Origin of the sequence: Paenibacillus polymyxa, from assembly GCF_015710975.1 — a bacterium.
GTDB lineage: Bacteria > Bacillota > Bacilli > Paenibacillales > Paenibacillaceae > Paenibacillus > Paenibacillus polymyxa.
The window spans coordinates 115,293-130,789 of sequence record NZ_CP049783.1 but is presented as its reverse complement, the minus strand read 5'-3'; the positions used below and the strand labels follow the sequence as shown (position 1 = coordinate 130,789).

Genomic DNA, 15,497 nt, shown 5'->3' with positions numbered 1-15,497 from the left:
AATCGGGAATTTGTGATGAGCTTGTACTATGAACCTATCGTATATATGATCCCTCCTGAGGAGGAGGGCATGTTGTTGAAGACCATTCTCCAAAAACGTATGAACATTTCTCGTAAGCTCATATCCAAACTCAAGCTGACCGAACAGGGGATTATGCTGAACGGGATACGTGTGTATATTAGCGTAAAGGTAAAGTCCGGGGATCGAGTAGAGATTCGCATGGAGCGCGAGCGTTCCGACGATATTTTACCCGAACCCATTCCTTTTGAGATTTTGTTTGAGGATGAACATCTGTTAGTAGTGAACAAGGCGGCGGGCATGGTTGTCCATCCGACTCATGGTCACTACACAGGGACGCTGGCTAACGGGGTTGTGCATTATTGGCAGGCCAAGGGGGAGCTGTTTCGGTTTCGTCCTGTTCATCGTCTTGATCATGAGACGACGGGCGTGCTAGTTGTAGCTAAAAATCCGTATGTTCACCAGCATATTTCCGAACAGATGATTGCGGGAACGGTGGACAAGCGCTATACAGCTTTGGTGCATGGACGCCCTGAGCAGCAGGAAGGCAGGGTGGACGGACCGATTGACCGCAATCCGGATAATCCGCATTTGCGCATGGTGACCCCGGATGGTTATCCTGCTCTTACGCTATATAAGCTGGAGGAAGTGTGGAGCAGAGGAAGCCGCATCGGTTTAAAATTGGAATCCGGACGTACGCACCAAATTCGGGTTCACATGACATATATCGGATGCCCGTTGATCGGAGACAAAATGTACCGGATTACACCCGATGACGCTGTGCAACGTGAGCGATATGATCAGCTTGATGCCAAGATGCCTCGACAAGCCCTGCATGCTTCAGAATTATCCTTGGTGCACCCTGTGACCGGGGAGCGAATGACGTTTTGTGCTCCTCTACCGGATGATATGATCGGAATGCAAGAGCTGTTAAGGGCTCAATATCCAGAATAAATATTCAACAAAGATTGAAACCAAATGGAGGTTAATCTAGCGATGAGCCAACTGAAAGTATACCAGTATTCTAAATGCAGCACCTGTCGTAATGCAGTGAAATGGCTGCAAAACAAGGGGCATGAGACGGAACTGATTCCTATTTTTGAACAACCGCCCGGCCCGGAGGAATTGGAAGACTTGATAAAAAAAAGCGGGCTGGAACTGAAAAAGTTTTTCAATACGAGCGGTGAAGTATACAAAGAGTTAAAGCTGAAAGATAAGCTTGGAGACATGAGCCGTGAAGAGCAAATTTCGCTTTTGTCCTCGAATGGAAGATTAATTAAACGCCCGATTGTAACTGACGGGAATAAAGTAACCGTAGGATTCAAAGAGGAAACATTTGAGGGGACATGGGGAGCTCAGTAAAGCCCAATTTACCCCCACATTATGTTATACTGTGAGGGTTAAATATTATGATGAATGGGAGCAATACAATCTGTGACACAACGCAATGAACAATCCGTAATGCTGGTTGACGGCATGGCTCTGCTTTTTCGTGCTTATTATGCAACCGCTGCAAACGGTTATATCCGTCGTACAAAAACTGGAGTACCAACGAACGCCATATATGGTTTTATTCGATATTTTTGGGATGCAGTTCAAACCTTTAATCCTACACATGTCATTTGCTGCTGGGATATGGGTGGAACGACATTCCGTGGGGAACATTTTGCTGCGTATAAGGGCAACCGTGCCGACGCGCCAGATGATTTGATTCCTCAATTTACTTTGATCCGTGAAGTGACGGACAGCCTCGGCATTCCCAACATTGGGGCGGAAGGCTTTGAAGCGGATGATTGCATCGGTACGCTCGCACGCCATTATTCGCAAAATGAGGATATGGATGTCATGATTCTCTCGGGAGATCATGATTTACTTCAATTGGTAGATGAGCGGACACAAGTCATTATTATGAAAAAAGGGCATGGAAATTATATGGTATATACCCCGGAGACCCTGCTGTCAGAAAAAGGGCTTAAGCCGCGCCAAGTGGTCGACCTCAAAGGCTTGATGGGTGATGCAAGTGACAATTACCCGGGAGTACGCGGAATCGGTGAGAAAACGGCCCTCAAGCTGGTGCAGGAGTACGACTCCATTGAAGGCATTCTGGAAAATCTGGATCAATTGACTCCATCGGTTCGTAAAAAGATCGAGAGTGATTTGGATATGCTGCATCTTTCACGCAAACTTGCTAAAATTCACTGTGATGTGCCTGTTGCGTGTGCTTTAGACAGCTGTCTGTTGACGCTGGATCACGTGCAAATTGTCGATAAGTTTGAGCAGCTTGAAATGAAGAGCTTGTGTACGTTGATGGGTGTCGCAACCGGATCATAATGAAGCTGTTAGGCTTGTGCTGTGCATTTCAGGTGGACTAAGTTATATAGGGATGCTGGCGCTTGGTGCGTTAGTGTCCTTATTTGTATACAACTAACTCAGCTTAGGTATATAACCATGTGAAGGATTTTATACAATTGTGATAAGGGGATTGACCTTAGGCTCGTTTCAGGTGAATATAATGGAGAGAGATCATGGAGAGGGGATTACAGCAGCTATGACAGTATTGGGAGCAATTGAGGCAGGCGGTACCAAATTTGTATGTGGAATTGGAAATGAACGAGGAGAGGTATTGGAAAGAGCAAGCTTTCCAACAACGACTCCAGCAGAAACCATGGAGAATGTCATTGCATTTTTTGAAGGCAAGGGGATTGAAGCGCTGGGTGTAGGCTCATTCGGACCGATTGATCCTATCGAAGGCAGTGATACATATGGTTATATTACAACAACGCCAAAGCCGCATTGGGGAAATTATAATCTGATTGGCAAACTGAAGGAGCATTTCGATGTACCTATGGGGTTTGACACGGATGTGAATGGAGCAGCACTGGGTGAGTCCATTTGGGGTGCGGCTAAAGGATTGGACAACTGTCTGTATATTACAATAGGTACAGGCATCGGAGCGGGTGCTTTGGTTGGCGGAAAGCTGGTACATGGATTATCCCACCCGGAAATGGGACATATTTTGGTACGTCGTCATCCAGAAGATCACTATGAGGGCACATGTCCATATCATGGAGATTGTCTGGAAGGACTGGCAGCGGGGCCAGCACTCGAAAAAAGATGGAAGGTTAAAGGGCATGAGCTTTCTGTGGATCACCCGGCCTGGGAAATGGAGGCGCATTATCTGGCCCAGGCTTTAATGAGCTATGTATTAATCCTGTCACCGCAAAAAATTATTATGGGCGGCGGAGTAATGAAGCAGGATCAATTGTTCCCGCTCATTCGTACCAAGCTTCAACAACTTTTAAATGGGTACGTACAGCATCCGAGTCTGACTACAGAAATTGAGCAATATATCGTATCTCCGGGCTTGGGTGACAATGCTGGATTGTGCGGTGCTCTGGCTTTGGCCAAGGAAAAGCTGAATTCTTAGAATTTATGGTTGACGGTACTCCAAGGTCCGGTTATCATATAGGCAACAGCATAGTACGGATCAAAAAGGGAAGCACCTTTCTTGCGAATACGCAGGATAGGTGCTTTTTTTTGCGTTGTGTATTGTGCGAGTCAGTCATTTTAACCTTATGAGGGAGGAAAAACCATGGAGATTGTATTTTTAAACCGCTTGTCCAAACAGAATGAAGAAGGCTGCGAGGACTTTGCGCAGGTATGGATCGGACAACATGAAGGGGGATGGAGTGCAGGCTGGAGCACACATCATGTCCCAGATGAAAGTATAGACGACCTTTGGTATGAAGGCAGTTTGTGGCAGGAATTACTGCATGTATACCGTCATGAGCTGGCACTCAAGATGGCTGAGGGCTATAGGCCTCTAATTCATGGCGTTTTTCATGAGCAAGAAGGATCATCAGGACGTGGACAAACGCTACAAAAGCTGTATTGCTATAGTGATTTGTTTCCGCGTGATGAGGTGTATGAACAATTAACAATGTGGAGACGGCAAAAGGCAGCAACTGAGCGAAAAGCACCTTATTTTATCGCTACGAATCGACTACTTCGACTCATCAGCGTCTATCTTCCTCATACCGAAGAAGAATTGTTAGAACTGCCTGGTATGGGCCTGGGTAAGGTGTCGCAATATGGGACGGAGCTATTGGCTATTACGAAACAAAATGATCGGACCACGCCCTTTCCGCTGAACTGGGTAACAGAGACACTTGAAGAAGAAGTTTTTTTGTCATGGCTGTACAAGCAAAAAGAAAACCAGTACAGACAGGAACTGAATAAGTTTAGCCTGACTAGAGCGATTATCGAAGGCATTTCGGACGGTCTTTCACTGGAGCATATCGGAATGAAGACAGGCTTGCACCGTCGAGAAATGATTGAAGCTGTGGAGCATTTGGATAGGGATGGAATGGATATGGAGAAGCTGATCCGCAAGGAATTGGCACATGTATCAGAGGAGGAGCAGGCAGCCATCTGGTCTGCTTATGCAGAGTTGGGAGATACGCTGCTCAAGCCCATTATGCTAAAAGTGTATGGAGAAGAAAAAGCGACGGAAGCAGGGCTGGATGAAATTTATGAGCGACTGCGATTGATTCGTATACGGTTCCGCCATCAGGAGGTACCTGACCGACATGTTGGATAATATAGAGACGATTGAAAGTGTCCTAAAGTACAAATAAGGTGCAACATAAAAAAAGCAGCAGCGAGTTCCTCATAGGACTCGGCTGCTGCTTTTGATGACCAAGCTTGAAAACCAAATAATTCAAACCCAATCCTTCTTGCGGAAAATACAGAACATACTGACACCTAGTGCCACCATAATCCCAATGACGACAAAATAACCATAACGTGTATGAAGCTCAGGCATATTATCAAAGTTCATCCCATATATTCCGGTAATGACCGTCAACGGCATAAATACGGTTGTAATGGCGGTAAACACACGCATGATTTCATTAGCACGGTTGGCGATACTTGACTGATAAGCTTCTCTAAGGTTCCCCATCAAGTCGCGATAAGTTTCGAAAGTCTCCGAAATTTTCACAGCATTTTCATAAATGTCGCTAAAATATTTTTGTAGTTGATCGTCGATAAGCCGCAAATCCCGTTTGTTCAGGGTATTGATGACTTCCTTTTGCGGGCCGAGCACTTTTTTTAGCCATAAAATCTCACTGCGCAAGCCGATGATTTCGTTCAAGTGCGACTTTTTCGTATGCATCAGAATGTCTTCTTCCAGCTTTTCAATACGAACTTCAATCCGGTCACCAACCAGAAAATAGTTATCAACGATCAAATCGACCAACAGATACATAAAACGGTCAGGCTGGCTAACTTCCTGCTCCCACAGCATAGGCTTGAGAGTACGAAGCTCATTGATTTTCTGCTTGGTCACCGTAATGATAAAATGGCGGCCGAGAAAAATGTTCAAAGCACGCAAAAATATTTCTTCATCATCAAAACGAATACTATTTACAACGATAAAATAATGGCTTTCATAAATTTCAATCTTTGGACGCTGTTCTTCTTCACTCAAACAGTCTTCTACTGCAAGATCATGCATAGAAAATAAGGGCTGAAGCACTGTCAGATCCTCGACATCGGCATCAATCCAATAAAAGCCTTCTGCCGGTGCAGTGAGCGCCATTTCAATTTCTTCGACAGGGGTAAAAACCCCGTTGTTAACCAAACGGATTTTCATATATGTCACTCCTTATGCTCCGTCGTAACGGAAATACGTTTACCTTAAGCATAAGGAATGGACTCAGTTAGCCAGTTAGCCGGTGCGGGTAAGCGTGCATACCATCAAAAGCAGAAGGCTTTTGGAGCATGCGGAGCCTGGCGTCCCGTCTTTCGGCAAGCTGAAGTCATTCCTATGCTGTTGTTCAGGGATCGCCGCCTATTCGGACTCGGGTCGCCTTCCATTCCGGATTCACCTCACAAATGTTCTTTTTTAGGTTGCCACAGTATCGAAGAAAACACTCTAATCTACACTGTTGCACCGTATTTTTGCCTATTAGCACTTGTATAGTATAACGCTCGGCCTACGGCCTTTCAAGGGCAAAATCATGGGCTAAATCAACAGCAGTCATATGAGCTTCTGCGAAAGGGGGGATATGATTTAACCTATGGAAAAGGTAGACAAAATGTGAATGCAGGGCACAAATTTACAAGTCCATCTTGACGAAGCCCAGCCGATGCATTAAAGTGAACAACAAGAACTTTGTGAACCCAAAATGAATATAGCGAAATCTTATCAAGAGCAGATAAGATGATTTTATTATAGCCTTATCAAAAAATCCTTATGTATCAAGGGTTTTGCTTACTACTTCTTCTTAATTTCAGTGGTCTGTTCACATTTTTGGTCACACAAATTTTCTTCAATTTCTACTGGTTCTGTTTCTTCTTTATTGCTCAATAACTTGCTTAATCCTTCTGTTGCATCAGACTGCATATTCATAAGCAAATGTGAATAAGTGTCTAATGTAATTACTACACTGCTATGTCCCAATCTTTCAGAAACAACTTTTGGATGAACTCCAATGGATAACATTAATGTAGCCGATGTATGTCTAAGGTCATGAAATCGAATAGGTGGTAGTTCCAATTCTTTTATCTTTCTTCGCATCATCTTTGTTAAAGTGTCAGGGAATACTGGTTTACCGATATTAGTACAACACACGAGATCATTGTCTACATACATTTCTCCAGCCATTTCTTTTTCTAAATAAACTCTTTCATGTTGTTTCTGTAACACTTCGATTACCTCATCCGAAACAGCGATTGGACGAACCCCTGAAGAAGTCTTCGCTCCTTGCTTAATACCCTTTCCATCATGCTCCAAAGTCTGGGTCACCATTATTATTCTATTCTGATAATCGATATTGCTCCAAGGAAGTCCAAGTATTTCACCCTGCCGCATTCCTGTGTGTATTGCTAAAAAGAAAGCAACGTAGTGACGACTGTATTCGAAACTGCTCAGAAATTTTTGAATCTGTTCGACGTTCCAGATGGTCAATTTTCTCTTTGCTATTTTAGGACGATCTACTTTTTTAGCTGGATTGACTTTTATCAATTCATTTTTTACAGCATAATTTAATGCAGTCACAACAATATTATATATACGTTGTACAGTTGAGTCTGAGAGCGGTTTATTGTTCTGTGGACTCTTTTTCGTCTTTAAATACTTCACGAGTCCTTTTATGTGACTAGTGGTTAACTCTCCAAGCGTTTTGCTTTTTAAAAAAGGTTCAATGTGATTTGTAATGTATGATTTATACGAGTCAACTGTGAGCCTAGTCATATGTTGGTTTTGTTCTTTCTCAGTTAACCACTCATTCAACATATAATCTGTAAATTTTATCTTGCTTGGTTCAATGTACTCTCCTTTGTTTACCTGAGCTAATAAATCCGTTAAAGCTGCTTGTGCATCTTTCTTTCTTTTGAATCCTCGTTCCTTTTTCTGCTTTCGTGGCTCACCTTTCTTCGCAACGTCCACAACGAAATAATATGTACCTGTTTTTTCATCAAGTTTGACTGAACCTTTTGACATAAGTACCCTCCCAAAATATAAATATAATTAAATATAATGAAACAAAATAATCATATCACATATATCGTTTTTTGCAACAGAAAGTGATAAGATGCTTGTTTGAATAGCATATATAGAACGTGATAGAATGGGGATAACAACATATTAAGGAGACTAAAACTATTGAATTCATCAAAAAATGATATCTCGATTACACAAATAATACTTTTGATAATAGCTGTACTCTACTTAATTTATTTTTTCTCAAACTTACCTGAATCATCTGATGAATTTGTAAGCTTTTTTGAAAAAATATTTAGATGGTTCTCTGGAACATAAAGTCATCCTTTTGGGGTGTCTTTTTTTTAATTGTAAACTTTTTCAATTGGTCAACCTTACCATGCCCATAGTAAACTTAAATCATATGCATCTAAGGGGTTGACACCATGAAGAAATTATGGGACAAAATAAAACCAAAAAGTCGAAGAGAATGGATATTCCTTGTATTGGCTGTCCTTGCAGTTATTCTAGTTTTATATGTAACTGAATATTTAGGATGGGATCTGCCAATTAGGATGCAAGATAGAATGTTAGAAAAATAATATACATAGTAGAGAGTAGGGGAAACTTTGAAGCGCGTGTCTGTTATTCAGAACGGTAGAGACGATCATATTGTCATTGTATGGGACGTTAACGAGTTGAGAGGTAATCCCTTTACCTTTACTACACAAGAGCCTAGAATCGAAGTGCTGCTGTATCATAAGGAGAAATATGTATCACTGGTGGTTAACTACAAGCAAATTGAGTTTGTTGTCGACCTAACGTTAGTTTTTAATCGAACAGCATTAGAGCATATAGCAAAGCATCGCAATATCATATTTACAAGCGCTGAGTATAGGCAAATTAGCTCACAATTCAATTCCGAGACATATCTATTATTTCATCAATATGGCAGCTTAAACTGTAAGGTAGGCGCTGACGTGGCGAATGTGTTGGATACGTTTCTGAAGGTGTATGAGTAGGGTTTTCTCGTTATGTGAAAAGAACACTTAAATTCGTGGAATCAAGACGAACGGAATTCTCCGTTGGTTAAATGCTGAATTAATTTCAGTATTAACACCAGTCATATCAATGGTTTTGTTAACTTGTTAAAAGCCAATTGAATATTCTGTACAAAACAAAAGAGGACTCCATTATTTAGGAATCCTCTTTTTTGATTTTGTCTTTTATTTTTTTTGTGATTTTTTCAGTGAATTCATCGCTTTGAACATAGTTTATAGCCGTTTCATAAATAAAACGTTGCATGTCATTGTGTTCGTCATAGTTATCGTCTAATTTGATTGAAGCGGAAAATTTAACTTGTTCTTCTTTTCTGGGTTCGTATTCTTTGCCAGTTAAAAACCAATCTGCCGAAACGTCAAAAAAATTACATATGGCAATGATTATATCCGAAGTCGGTTTGTTTATGTCTTTTTCAATATTATTTATTGTCGATTGAGCTACGGCTTTATATCTAACTATATCTTTATTATCTACTCGGGAAACAGGAATAAGCAATTGACTTGCTAGTTCTTGCATAGACAAGTTTTTGCTCTTACGAAGTACAAATAATCTTTCTCCGATTGTATTTAAATTATTGTTGACTGTAGACACTTTTTTCCCTCACTTCGACTATTGTTTCATTCATTATAACAGAAAAATGAATTGAAATTCACTTCATTTAATCATTTTAATGTTTGACACAATCGAAAAAATGGACTATAACTATTATATCGAACGTTTTAATGATAAATTCGATTGAATATAATAAACAAAAAGGAGGTCTACAACCAAAATCCAAAATTCGTGCTAAATTCATCCGCAATACAACAAAAAACCATCCTGAAAATTAGGATGGCACTGTATGATTGATCCATGAAATTATTCATTAATCAAAATTGGAATCAGTTGAATTATACGTTCTTTTTCACTCATAGTTAAAACTCGACCACCATAGTTCAAGTCATCATTTTCATAAAGAATTTTCCTTATATCGTTGTCTTTATATCTTTTGTCAGTAAGATAATCCGAATAACTTTCCTCAACTGTTGCTGGGCGTGTCCCACCTGTTTCAAAATCTAAGGAATACTGATTACTCAAGTATCCCGCTTTAAGTAGCAAATCTTTATAAGGATAATTATATGCAAGTGCTAATGCCTTCAACGTGTCAGGAGTTGGGTTGATAGGTTTGTGGGTTTTAGGATGTTCACCTTTCTCAAGAAAACTTATATAGGTGTGGCTTAGACCACTTTTTTCAGCAGCCTTTCGCAAACTCATGTCACCTCTTATTGATTTGAGGAAAGAACCAAAATGCTCCATTTATACATTTTCCTCCTGTAATATTCGTTAAACATATTGTACTACAAAAAAAGCAAAAAAAGTCTTAACAGAATAAAATAATCTTGTTTAATAGTGTTGACAGTTGGTTAAACAGACAGTATAATTCGAAGTGTAAACAAGGTTAAACGAAACGGTTAAACGACCTAATCTGAAGGGAACTGATACATATGACAATCACATTAACAAAGCCGCAACCAACTCAATCCAATACCAACAAAGGGGTGTACAACATGGACGCGGAATTACAAAAAGTTATGATTGAACTCGAAATCTCACCTAAAGCAACGATCATTATCGACCTGATGAAGTTTCATCTCAAAACGATTGAACGACTAAATGAGTTTGTTGAACGGTTACTGTTTGAAACTAGCGGTAGCGTACCTGAATTGTCATTACTCGCTAAAATGAGAAAAGAGGATATTGATTCCTACAGCTATACCGATAAAGCAACATTCGTTTACGATTATTATCGAGATAAACAGTCTGCATTGGAGAAATTGTTTCAGGAACCAATGAAGGCGGTCAAGATTAGACGTTTTAAAACGGACAACCCTGAACTTATCTATGATGCATACTTTAAAAAAGGCAAATATTCTTCATCGTTAACTGTGGCATTATCCATCTAATTCAATAATACATAGCAGGACAGGTCAAACTACATACTTCACTCATCATAGGTCATATCTGTCCTGTTAAATCATATAACAACTAATTAATAACATTTATGAGGTGAAAGGAATTGGATGAACAATTATCTCAATGGATAGATGATTATGATCGACTTCGTAAAAAAGAACGTAAAAAGTGGAAAGCTAAAGATTACTTGTTAATGCGTCAAATGTTGGCTAAATACTTTCCCGAATATAACACAACGACAATACTGTATATTTCTTATCTGGAGAAAGCAAAGGAGAAGATTCCTAAGCTACAGACAATCATTGATTGCTTGGACATAGACAAACCTTCGTATTCACAAGAACAGAATTACTTAGAAGCTATTAATGTAGAGATTTGGGATGCACTTATACCCTACAAAGAAGAACTAAAATCAATGTAAAATTGCCATTTTATTCGCAACAAGATGCGAAATGATGATGCCCACTTGTGGGTACGTAACACTGTACTGGAAACGAGCAACAATGTATTGGAATTATGTAAAGCATCACTTTGAAGGGAAACGTAAATTGACAATGATTAAATATATCCTAATACCAATCAATAATCTAACCTTATTCACATTAGAAAAGATGATTACACACCTACCTGAGTCGATTCATAACATGTGGGTTCCTACACTATTCACTAATGGATTGATTGCATTAGCTGAAGTATTAAGCCCAATTTGTGACAGAAGTGAGTGTTAAATATGACGAAAATATTTTACACAGAGGTTGAGCCACCGGAAGAACCAGCCCAATGGGATAATGAATCGTGTTTAGGCTATCTAGCTATTGTTTGTAGACAGTTGAGATTTAGTGATGACAAGACTAAACAATTGGTTAATAAAGCGCGTTTTGTACTGAATGATATCAGTCCTAAGCAAAAGAATACTATAACAATGATGAGTATTTAAATTATACGGATAAAAAAGAGGGCGATTTCTTGCAAAAAATGATAAACGAAAGACAGTTTCGCTATAACATTCAAAAGAAACTATATCCAAAAAGAATGTCACTTAAACAAGAAAAGGCATTAGACCTATTCGAAGAAGCATTAAAAGAGGCGTATAAAGCAGGATATGAGAAGGCAGGATATAAAGATTTTTATGAGTTTAGTACTGAGCGTGTGTTAGGACTGATTATGTTGTCGATGAAATATCATATGAAAAGCGATAAGCAAATTGTTAATGTCCTTTATGATGTATTTGTAGGGCTTAGTCATATTGATTTAAATCGTGCGGCTGAAGCATTTGAGGATTCATTGATTGAAAAGGATCTGCAATTAAAGATTCAAAAAGAACAAACGAAAAATCTCAGGAACTAGGAAAATCAACAAACAGAAAACAAATAAATGGGATCATATTTTCAGTGAAAATAAGATAGTTTGCTATACTTTAAAAAGCACTGTATCTCTAAAAGAGAGGAATAAAAGATATGACAAAACATTTGTGGGAAGTTGAACATCCCTACTATTGCAATTTGAGCAATTATCGCACAAAAGGAGATGAAGGAGGGTGTGAGTATGATTCATTCAAAAAGTTTTTGAAAGAATGGGATGATGCAGATATGGATTACCATTTGCTCTTTAGATGGGATTGGAAAGTGTATGACGAAGGTAGCGATGAATTACATATGTTTTGGATACTTCAGCGGATAGGCGATTATCAATACTGTACAGTTAAAGTAAACAAAGAGGATGAGGATAAAGTAAAAGAGTTCTTGCAGCCAAGATGGGAGAATATGAAGAAACTATGGGAACCTTTTATTTAATACCTTAATAGCATAGGTTTGAAAATTGAAAAGCAACACTAAAGCTTAAAATACACAAAGAGCCACAATACAAATGGCTCTTTTCTTTTATTCATCATATTCAACTATAAACAGCTCATTGATACTAACGCCTAATGCAGACGATATTGCAAACAAGGTTTTAATGTGGAATGCTTTGTTTTTATCAAATTGATTCACTGAACGTTGTGACAAACCATGCTGTTTGCAAAATTGTAGTTGGCTTGTGTATCCATGTTCTTTTAATAGTTCGTTTAGTCTTGGCGTAATTTTCATGTGTCCTCAATCCTAATTACTCTGTAGTTTCTTCGTCTGGTACTTCCTCAACCTTAAACAATTCTTCCACATTAACATTTAGCGCTCTAGCTATTGCGAACAAATTAACACTTTTATGTTGAACACTTTTATCAAACGAATTGACAGCTCTTTGATTGATTCCATGTTCATTACAAAATGACAATTGCGATGTATAACCTTTTTCTTTCAATACCTCTCCTAAACGTGGTGTAACCTTCAGCATAAAAACGTATTCCTCCATTATATTATTGAATCTATTATACAAAAAATAATTGTGATTAACAATTAAATACTACTTGCTAAACACTAGTGGTTATTATATAATAAAGATATCAAGAGGAATACAAAAGGAGAGAACAACAAATGACAAAGGTAACTCAAACGCAAGCCGTAATTGAAGCAATGAAACAAAAAGGTGGATATGCAACGCTTAAAGAGTTGTATGTAGATGTTCGACAAGTTGAGGGAGTAGAATGGAAAACTAAAACACCAGATGCAACTATAAGAAGGATTGTTCAAAACCAAAAATACTTTTTCAAAATCAGAGCAGGACTTTGGGGACTGAATGAAATGAAAGATAGCTTACCTTTGGAAGTAATCGAAAATAATGAATCGAACAAATAATAATAATAAAAAGGAGCGATATATAATGAATCATATGCCAATAGGTACAGTCGCAAAGATTAAAGAAAAAGAGGTTAAAACTGCGTTTCCTAAATTGATTGTTGCTGGATTACCTGTTTCACATAATGAAATTGCAATAACTATATATGACGTATCACCTAAAACTGTAGCTGAAATACAAAAATACATAAATAAAAATAATGAAAATTGTGGATATAATATTTACATTAATCAAACTTGTTCGGATAGTTTTGATGAATTGGTACAGGCTGAATGTTTTAGACGTGGATACAGTTACCGTATGAATGGAAGCAAGAAAAGCTATGTTTACTTTGACCGTATTCAAGTTGTTGATGACTTGTTCAATGTATTGGATGCAGATAACAACGTGTTTAATCCAGATTCAATCAATCCTATAACGTTTCTTAAAGCGTTACATGGTGTCACGGTATGAACTCGTTGAAGCATATACATGTAGTTAAAAAGGATGGGTCTGTTATCATACATTCCCTTGGAACGGATCTGGATATATTGGAGCTTTCTACAGCATTCCAAACAGATAGAGTTGAGTACCAAGGCTAACATGTCTACATACATTTGAAAGGGTGATATGTCGATGAAGTGGAGAATGAAAGATAAAGCAACGCTGATTAGTTGTATAACATTATGGGTGTTCATTGTGATTAGGGTAATGAATTGAATATATTGTAAAGTGGATGACCTGTAATGGTTGTCCTTTTTGCCTGTGTATTCAATATGATTTGTCAGGTTCGTTACAGACCTCGCAAAAGTTGTATGCTGTGTACAATAATTAACTTGGACGTTAAGTCCAACAGTCCAACAGTTTAACACAGTGTTAAACAAGCGATGGTCAACTTGACCCCTACTGATAAGCATAGTAAAGAGCCTAGACCATAACGGTATCTAGGCTTGTTTGTGTTTTATTATCTTACTTTTCTTCCTCAAGGATAAAGCCAATTCTGTTGGCTGGCTTTTCAGGATCAAGCTTTTTAGCAGCCATAAGTAAGAAACTAATTTGTGAAACGTGTTGAACCAATTCAACTGGTGAACCATCTTCAAGCTGTCCTATAAATCGAATTAGATAAGGATCATAGTAGCCAATATTTTGAACATGAAAGGTAACACTTTGTCCAAATGTAACAAGTCTCATGCCCACCTCTTGAGTATCGTCTAATTCACTTTCAAAGTCTGCTATCATTTCTATTATACGTTCATGGTAATCACTTGCATAATCCGACTTTTTATTAAGTCTTGCCTGTGATGCAAGAAATTTGTTGTACCTATCAGACATATTCATTTGCCCCATCCTATCAATAGTTTAGCTATATTGTACCATAAGATGCGGATAAGAATGGCAATTCGATATTGGATTAAGATTGTCAAATCATAGTTATACATTGTGTCGTATTGCTTGTGTGCTTGGTTGCTGTATTTATTTATTCTTTCTGTAACGTACCAATCCGATTATACATAATACAGCGGTTATGATTGATATTGCTTTCATAAGTATATTGGTTTGCTGGGATGGATAGACGAAAAACATTGAAGCGATAGCAGTGATGAGCAATAATACATAAACATTCGATAGACCTTTGATGAATCGTTTCATGGTCAAATTCCTCCTTTACGTTGTCTATAGTCAATAACTGTGGTAATATGTAGGTGTGGTTCTAAGGGAACCAACTTTCGATTCCCTTAGTTGTGAAGCTTTACCGTTTTGAGTGTGTTTCCTTTCGTGGAGGAAATGCACTCTTTTCATTTTCAGCATCCTTTAGCCTGTCCAATAGTTCAAGCCGTTCCTTTCGTCTTGCTCGCTTTTCGTCAAGAATGAATTTGATTGACGTTAGGATTAAGGTTAGAGTGCTGATAATGTAAGGTATGTATTCTTTCATGTTGTCACCACCTCTCTTCCTTACATATATAATTATACCACGTTATTTCATTATATTCAAGTATTTATTTATTTTTGTATGTTGAAAGTTAGGTGTTATTTGTAGTTATGATGTGGATATGATACTGGTGAGTAGTAGGACAGCATGAACATAGTTGGCGAGTAGAGTAGGACAAGATGATAGTATATGGTTAGTGAATCCTAACTATAACACAAACGTTCCGCGATTCCTATTATAATAGGCGATGCGTCTTGCACTGGTACAGATTTTTTAATAACACTATAACAGTTTTGTTTTTTGGTCATATTATTTTGAAATTTTTTACAAATTAAT

The 15,497-nt window shown here is 38.4% G+C and carries 21 protein-coding genes; 14 read left to right on the top strand and 7 right to left on the bottom strand.

Annotation, left to right across the window (positions count from 1 at the left end):
- Positions 1-15 precede the first annotated feature (15 nt).
- From G7035_RS00665 to G7035_RS00645, 5 genes are all read left to right on the top strand, one after another.
- Positions 16-972 carry an RluA family pseudouridine synthase gene (locus G7035_RS00665; protein WP_029514950.1) on the top strand — a complete coding sequence of 319 codons (957 nt, stop codon included), beginning with the start codon at positions 16-18 and terminating at the stop codon, positions 970-972.
- 42 nt (positions 973-1,014) lie between these two features.
- On the top strand, positions 1,015-1,380 hold the full coding sequence (locus G7035_RS00660) for an arsenate reductase family protein (RefSeq protein WP_019686701.1): 366 nt from the start codon (positions 1,015-1,017) through the stop codon (positions 1,378-1,380).
- A 72-nt stretch (positions 1,381-1,452) separates the two neighbouring features.
- Positions 1,453-2,349 (top strand): 5'-3' exonuclease, encoded by an 897-nt coding sequence (locus G7035_RS00655; protein ID WP_019686702.1) that lies wholly within the window; start codon positions 1,453-1,455, stop codon positions 2,347-2,349.
- Positions 2,350-2,566: 217 nt separating this feature from the next.
- Positions 2,567-3,445: an ROK family protein gene (locus G7035_RS00650; protein WP_031463162.1), complete on the top strand. Its 879-nt coding sequence runs from the start codon at positions 2,567-2,569 to the stop codon at positions 3,443-3,445.
- 165 nt (positions 3,446-3,610) lie between these two features.
- A complete protein-coding gene (locus G7035_RS00645) occupies positions 3,611-4,618 on the top strand; it encodes an HRDC domain-containing protein (protein ID WP_019686703.1) in 1,008 nt (335 codons plus the stop codon).
- A 120-nt stretch (positions 4,619-4,738) separates the two neighbouring features.
- Here G7035_RS00645 and corA read toward each other — a convergent pair whose 3' ends face one another.
- Entirely contained in the window at positions 4,739-5,674 is a 936-nt protein-coding gene (gene corA, locus G7035_RS00640; protein WP_013370115.1) for a magnesium/cobalt transporter CorA, read from the bottom strand.
- Positions 5,675-6,298: 624 nt separating this feature from the next.
- On the bottom strand, positions 6,299-7,525 hold the full coding sequence (locus G7035_RS00635; RefSeq protein WP_019686704.1) for a site-specific integrase: 1,227 nt from the start codon (positions 7,523-7,525) through the stop codon (positions 6,299-6,301).
- Between the two features lie 425 nt (positions 7,526-7,950).
- Between G7035_RS00635 and G7035_RS00630 the strand changes: the two genes are divergently transcribed.
- Both G7035_RS00630 and G7035_RS00625 read left to right on the top strand, forming a co-directional pair.
- Entirely contained in the window at positions 7,951-8,106 is a 156-nt protein-coding gene (locus tag G7035_RS00630; protein ID WP_019686705.1) for a hypothetical protein, read from the top strand.
- A gap of 27 nt (positions 8,107-8,133) precedes the next feature.
- The gene (locus G7035_RS00625; RefSeq protein WP_019686706.1) at positions 8,134-8,526 is read left to right on the top strand and encodes a hypothetical protein; all 393 of its coding nucleotides are present in this window, start codon (positions 8,134-8,136) and stop codon (positions 8,524-8,526) included.
- A 175-nt stretch (positions 8,527-8,701) separates the two neighbouring features.
- Here the strand turns inward: G7035_RS00625 and G7035_RS00620 are convergent, their stop codons facing one another.
- Together G7035_RS00620 and G7035_RS00615 are read right to left on the bottom strand one after the other, a co-directional pair.
- Positions 8,702-9,157, bottom strand: a complete 456-nt coding sequence (locus G7035_RS00620) for a helix-turn-helix domain-containing protein (protein ID WP_019686707.1) — start codon at positions 9,155-9,157, stop codon at positions 8,702-8,704.
- Positions 9,158-9,424: 267 nt separating this feature from the next.
- A complete protein-coding gene (locus tag G7035_RS00615) occupies positions 9,425-9,862 on the bottom strand; it encodes a helix-turn-helix domain-containing protein (protein WP_019686708.1) in 438 nt (145 codons plus the stop codon).
- A gap of 251 nt (positions 9,863-10,113) precedes the next feature.
- Between G7035_RS00615 and G7035_RS00610 the strand changes: the two genes are divergently transcribed.
- The 5 genes from G7035_RS00610 to G7035_RS00590 all read left to right on the top strand — a co-directional run bounded on the left by G7035_RS00610 (position 10,114) and on the right by G7035_RS00590 (position 12,312).
- Entirely contained in the window at positions 10,114-10,509 is a 396-nt protein-coding gene (locus G7035_RS00610; RefSeq protein ID WP_019686709.1) for a hypothetical protein, read from the top strand.
- 113 nt (positions 10,510-10,622) lie between these two features.
- Positions 10,623-10,940, top strand: coding sequence for a hypothetical protein (locus tag G7035_RS00605; RefSeq protein WP_019686710.1), 318 nt, complete (start codon positions 10,623-10,625; stop codon positions 10,938-10,940).
- 309 nt (positions 10,941-11,249) lie between these two features.
- Complete coding sequence (locus tag G7035_RS00600; protein WP_019686711.1) at positions 11,250-11,456, top strand: hypothetical protein; 207 nt, start codon at positions 11,250-11,252, stop codon at positions 11,454-11,456.
- Positions 11,457-11,485: 29 nt separating this feature from the next.
- Positions 11,486-11,866 (top strand): hypothetical protein, encoded by a 381-nt coding sequence (locus tag G7035_RS00595; protein ID WP_019686712.1) that lies wholly within the window; start codon positions 11,486-11,488, stop codon positions 11,864-11,866.
- Positions 11,867-11,976: 110 nt separating this feature from the next.
- Positions 11,977-12,312: a hypothetical protein gene (locus tag G7035_RS00590; RefSeq protein WP_019686713.1), complete on the top strand. Its 336-nt coding sequence runs from the start codon at positions 11,977-11,979 to the stop codon at positions 12,310-12,312.
- Positions 12,313-12,399: 87 nt separating this feature from the next.
- Here the strand turns inward: G7035_RS00590 and G7035_RS00585 are convergent, their stop codons facing one another.
- Together G7035_RS00585 and G7035_RS00580 are read right to left on the bottom strand one after the other, a co-directional pair.
- Entirely contained in the window at positions 12,400-12,606 is a 207-nt protein-coding gene (locus G7035_RS00585; RefSeq protein WP_019686714.1) for a helix-turn-helix transcriptional regulator, read from the bottom strand.
- A 16-nt stretch (positions 12,607-12,622) separates the two neighbouring features.
- Complete coding sequence (locus G7035_RS00580) at positions 12,623-12,850, bottom strand: transcriptional regulator (protein WP_019686715.1); 228 nt, start codon at positions 12,848-12,850, stop codon at positions 12,623-12,625.
- Positions 12,851-12,990: 140 nt separating this feature from the next.
- Between G7035_RS00580 and G7035_RS00575 the strand changes: the two genes are divergently transcribed.
- Positions 12,991-13,251 carry an HTH domain-containing protein gene (locus G7035_RS00575; RefSeq protein WP_019686716.1) on the top strand — a complete coding sequence of 87 codons (261 nt, stop codon included), beginning with the start codon at positions 12,991-12,993 and terminating at the stop codon, positions 13,249-13,251.
- A gap of 25 nt (positions 13,252-13,276) precedes the next feature.
- On the top strand, positions 13,277-13,705 hold the full coding sequence (locus G7035_RS00570; RefSeq protein WP_019686717.1) for a hypothetical protein: 429 nt from the start codon (positions 13,277-13,279) through the stop codon (positions 13,703-13,705).
- Between the two features lie 495 nt (positions 13,706-14,200).
- Here G7035_RS00570 and G7035_RS00565 read toward each other — a convergent pair whose 3' ends face one another.
- Positions 14,201-14,569: a DUF6173 family protein gene (locus G7035_RS00565; protein WP_019686718.1), complete on the bottom strand. Its 369-nt coding sequence runs from the start codon at positions 14,567-14,569 to the stop codon at positions 14,201-14,203.
- Between the last annotated feature and the right edge of the window lie 928 nt (positions 14,570-15,497).

Coding starts and splice junctions, on each gene's coding strand:
- G7035_RS00665 (WP_029514950.1), top strand. CDS start 16: ATGAGCTTGTACTATGAACCTATCGTATATATGATCCCTCCTGAGGAG.
- G7035_RS00660 (WP_019686701.1), top strand. CDS start 1,015: ATGAGCCAACTGAAAGTATACCAGTATTCTAAATGCAGCACCTGTCGT.
- G7035_RS00650 (WP_031463162.1), top strand. CDS start 2,567: ATGACAGTATTGGGAGCAATTGAGGCAGGCGGTACCAAATTTGTATGT.
- G7035_RS00645 (WP_019686703.1), top strand. CDS start 3,611: ATGGAGATTGTATTTTTAAACCGCTTGTCCAAACAGAATGAAGAAGGC.
- corA (WP_013370115.1), bottom strand. CDS start 5,674: ATGAAAATCCGTTTGGTTAACAACGGGGTTTTTACCCCTGTCGAAGAA.
- G7035_RS00635 (WP_019686704.1), bottom strand. CDS start 7,525: ATGTCAAAAGGTTCAGTCAAACTTGATGAAAAAACAGGTACATATTAT.
- G7035_RS00630 (WP_019686705.1), top strand. CDS start 7,951: ATGAAGAAATTATGGGACAAAATAAAACCAAAAAGTCGAAGAGAATGG.
- G7035_RS00615 (WP_019686708.1), bottom strand. CDS start 9,862: ATGGAGCATTTTGGTTCTTTCCTCAAATCAATAAGAGGTGACATGAGT.
- G7035_RS00610 (WP_019686709.1), top strand. CDS start 10,114: ATGGACGCGGAATTACAAAAAGTTATGATTGAACTCGAAATCTCACCT.
- G7035_RS00600 (WP_019686711.1), top strand. CDS start 11,250: ATGACGAAAATATTTTACACAGAGGTTGAGCCACCGGAAGAACCAGCC.
- G7035_RS00590 (WP_019686713.1), top strand. CDS start 11,977: ATGACAAAACATTTGTGGGAAGTTGAACATCCCTACTATTGCAATTTG.
- G7035_RS00585 (WP_019686714.1), bottom strand. CDS start 12,606: ATGAAAATTACGCCAAGACTAAACGAACTATTAAAAGAACATGGATAC.
- G7035_RS00580 (WP_019686715.1), bottom strand. CDS start 12,850: ATGCTGAAGGTTACACCACGTTTAGGAGAGGTATTGAAAGAAAAAGGT.
- G7035_RS00575 (WP_019686716.1), top strand. CDS start 12,991: ATGACAAAGGTAACTCAAACGCAAGCCGTAATTGAAGCAATGAAACAA.
- G7035_RS00570 (WP_019686717.1), top strand. CDS start 13,277: ATGAATCATATGCCAATAGGTACAGTCGCAAAGATTAAAGAAAAAGAG.
- G7035_RS00565 (WP_019686718.1), bottom strand. CDS start 14,569: ATGAATATGTCTGATAGGTACAACAAATTTCTTGCATCACAGGCAAGA.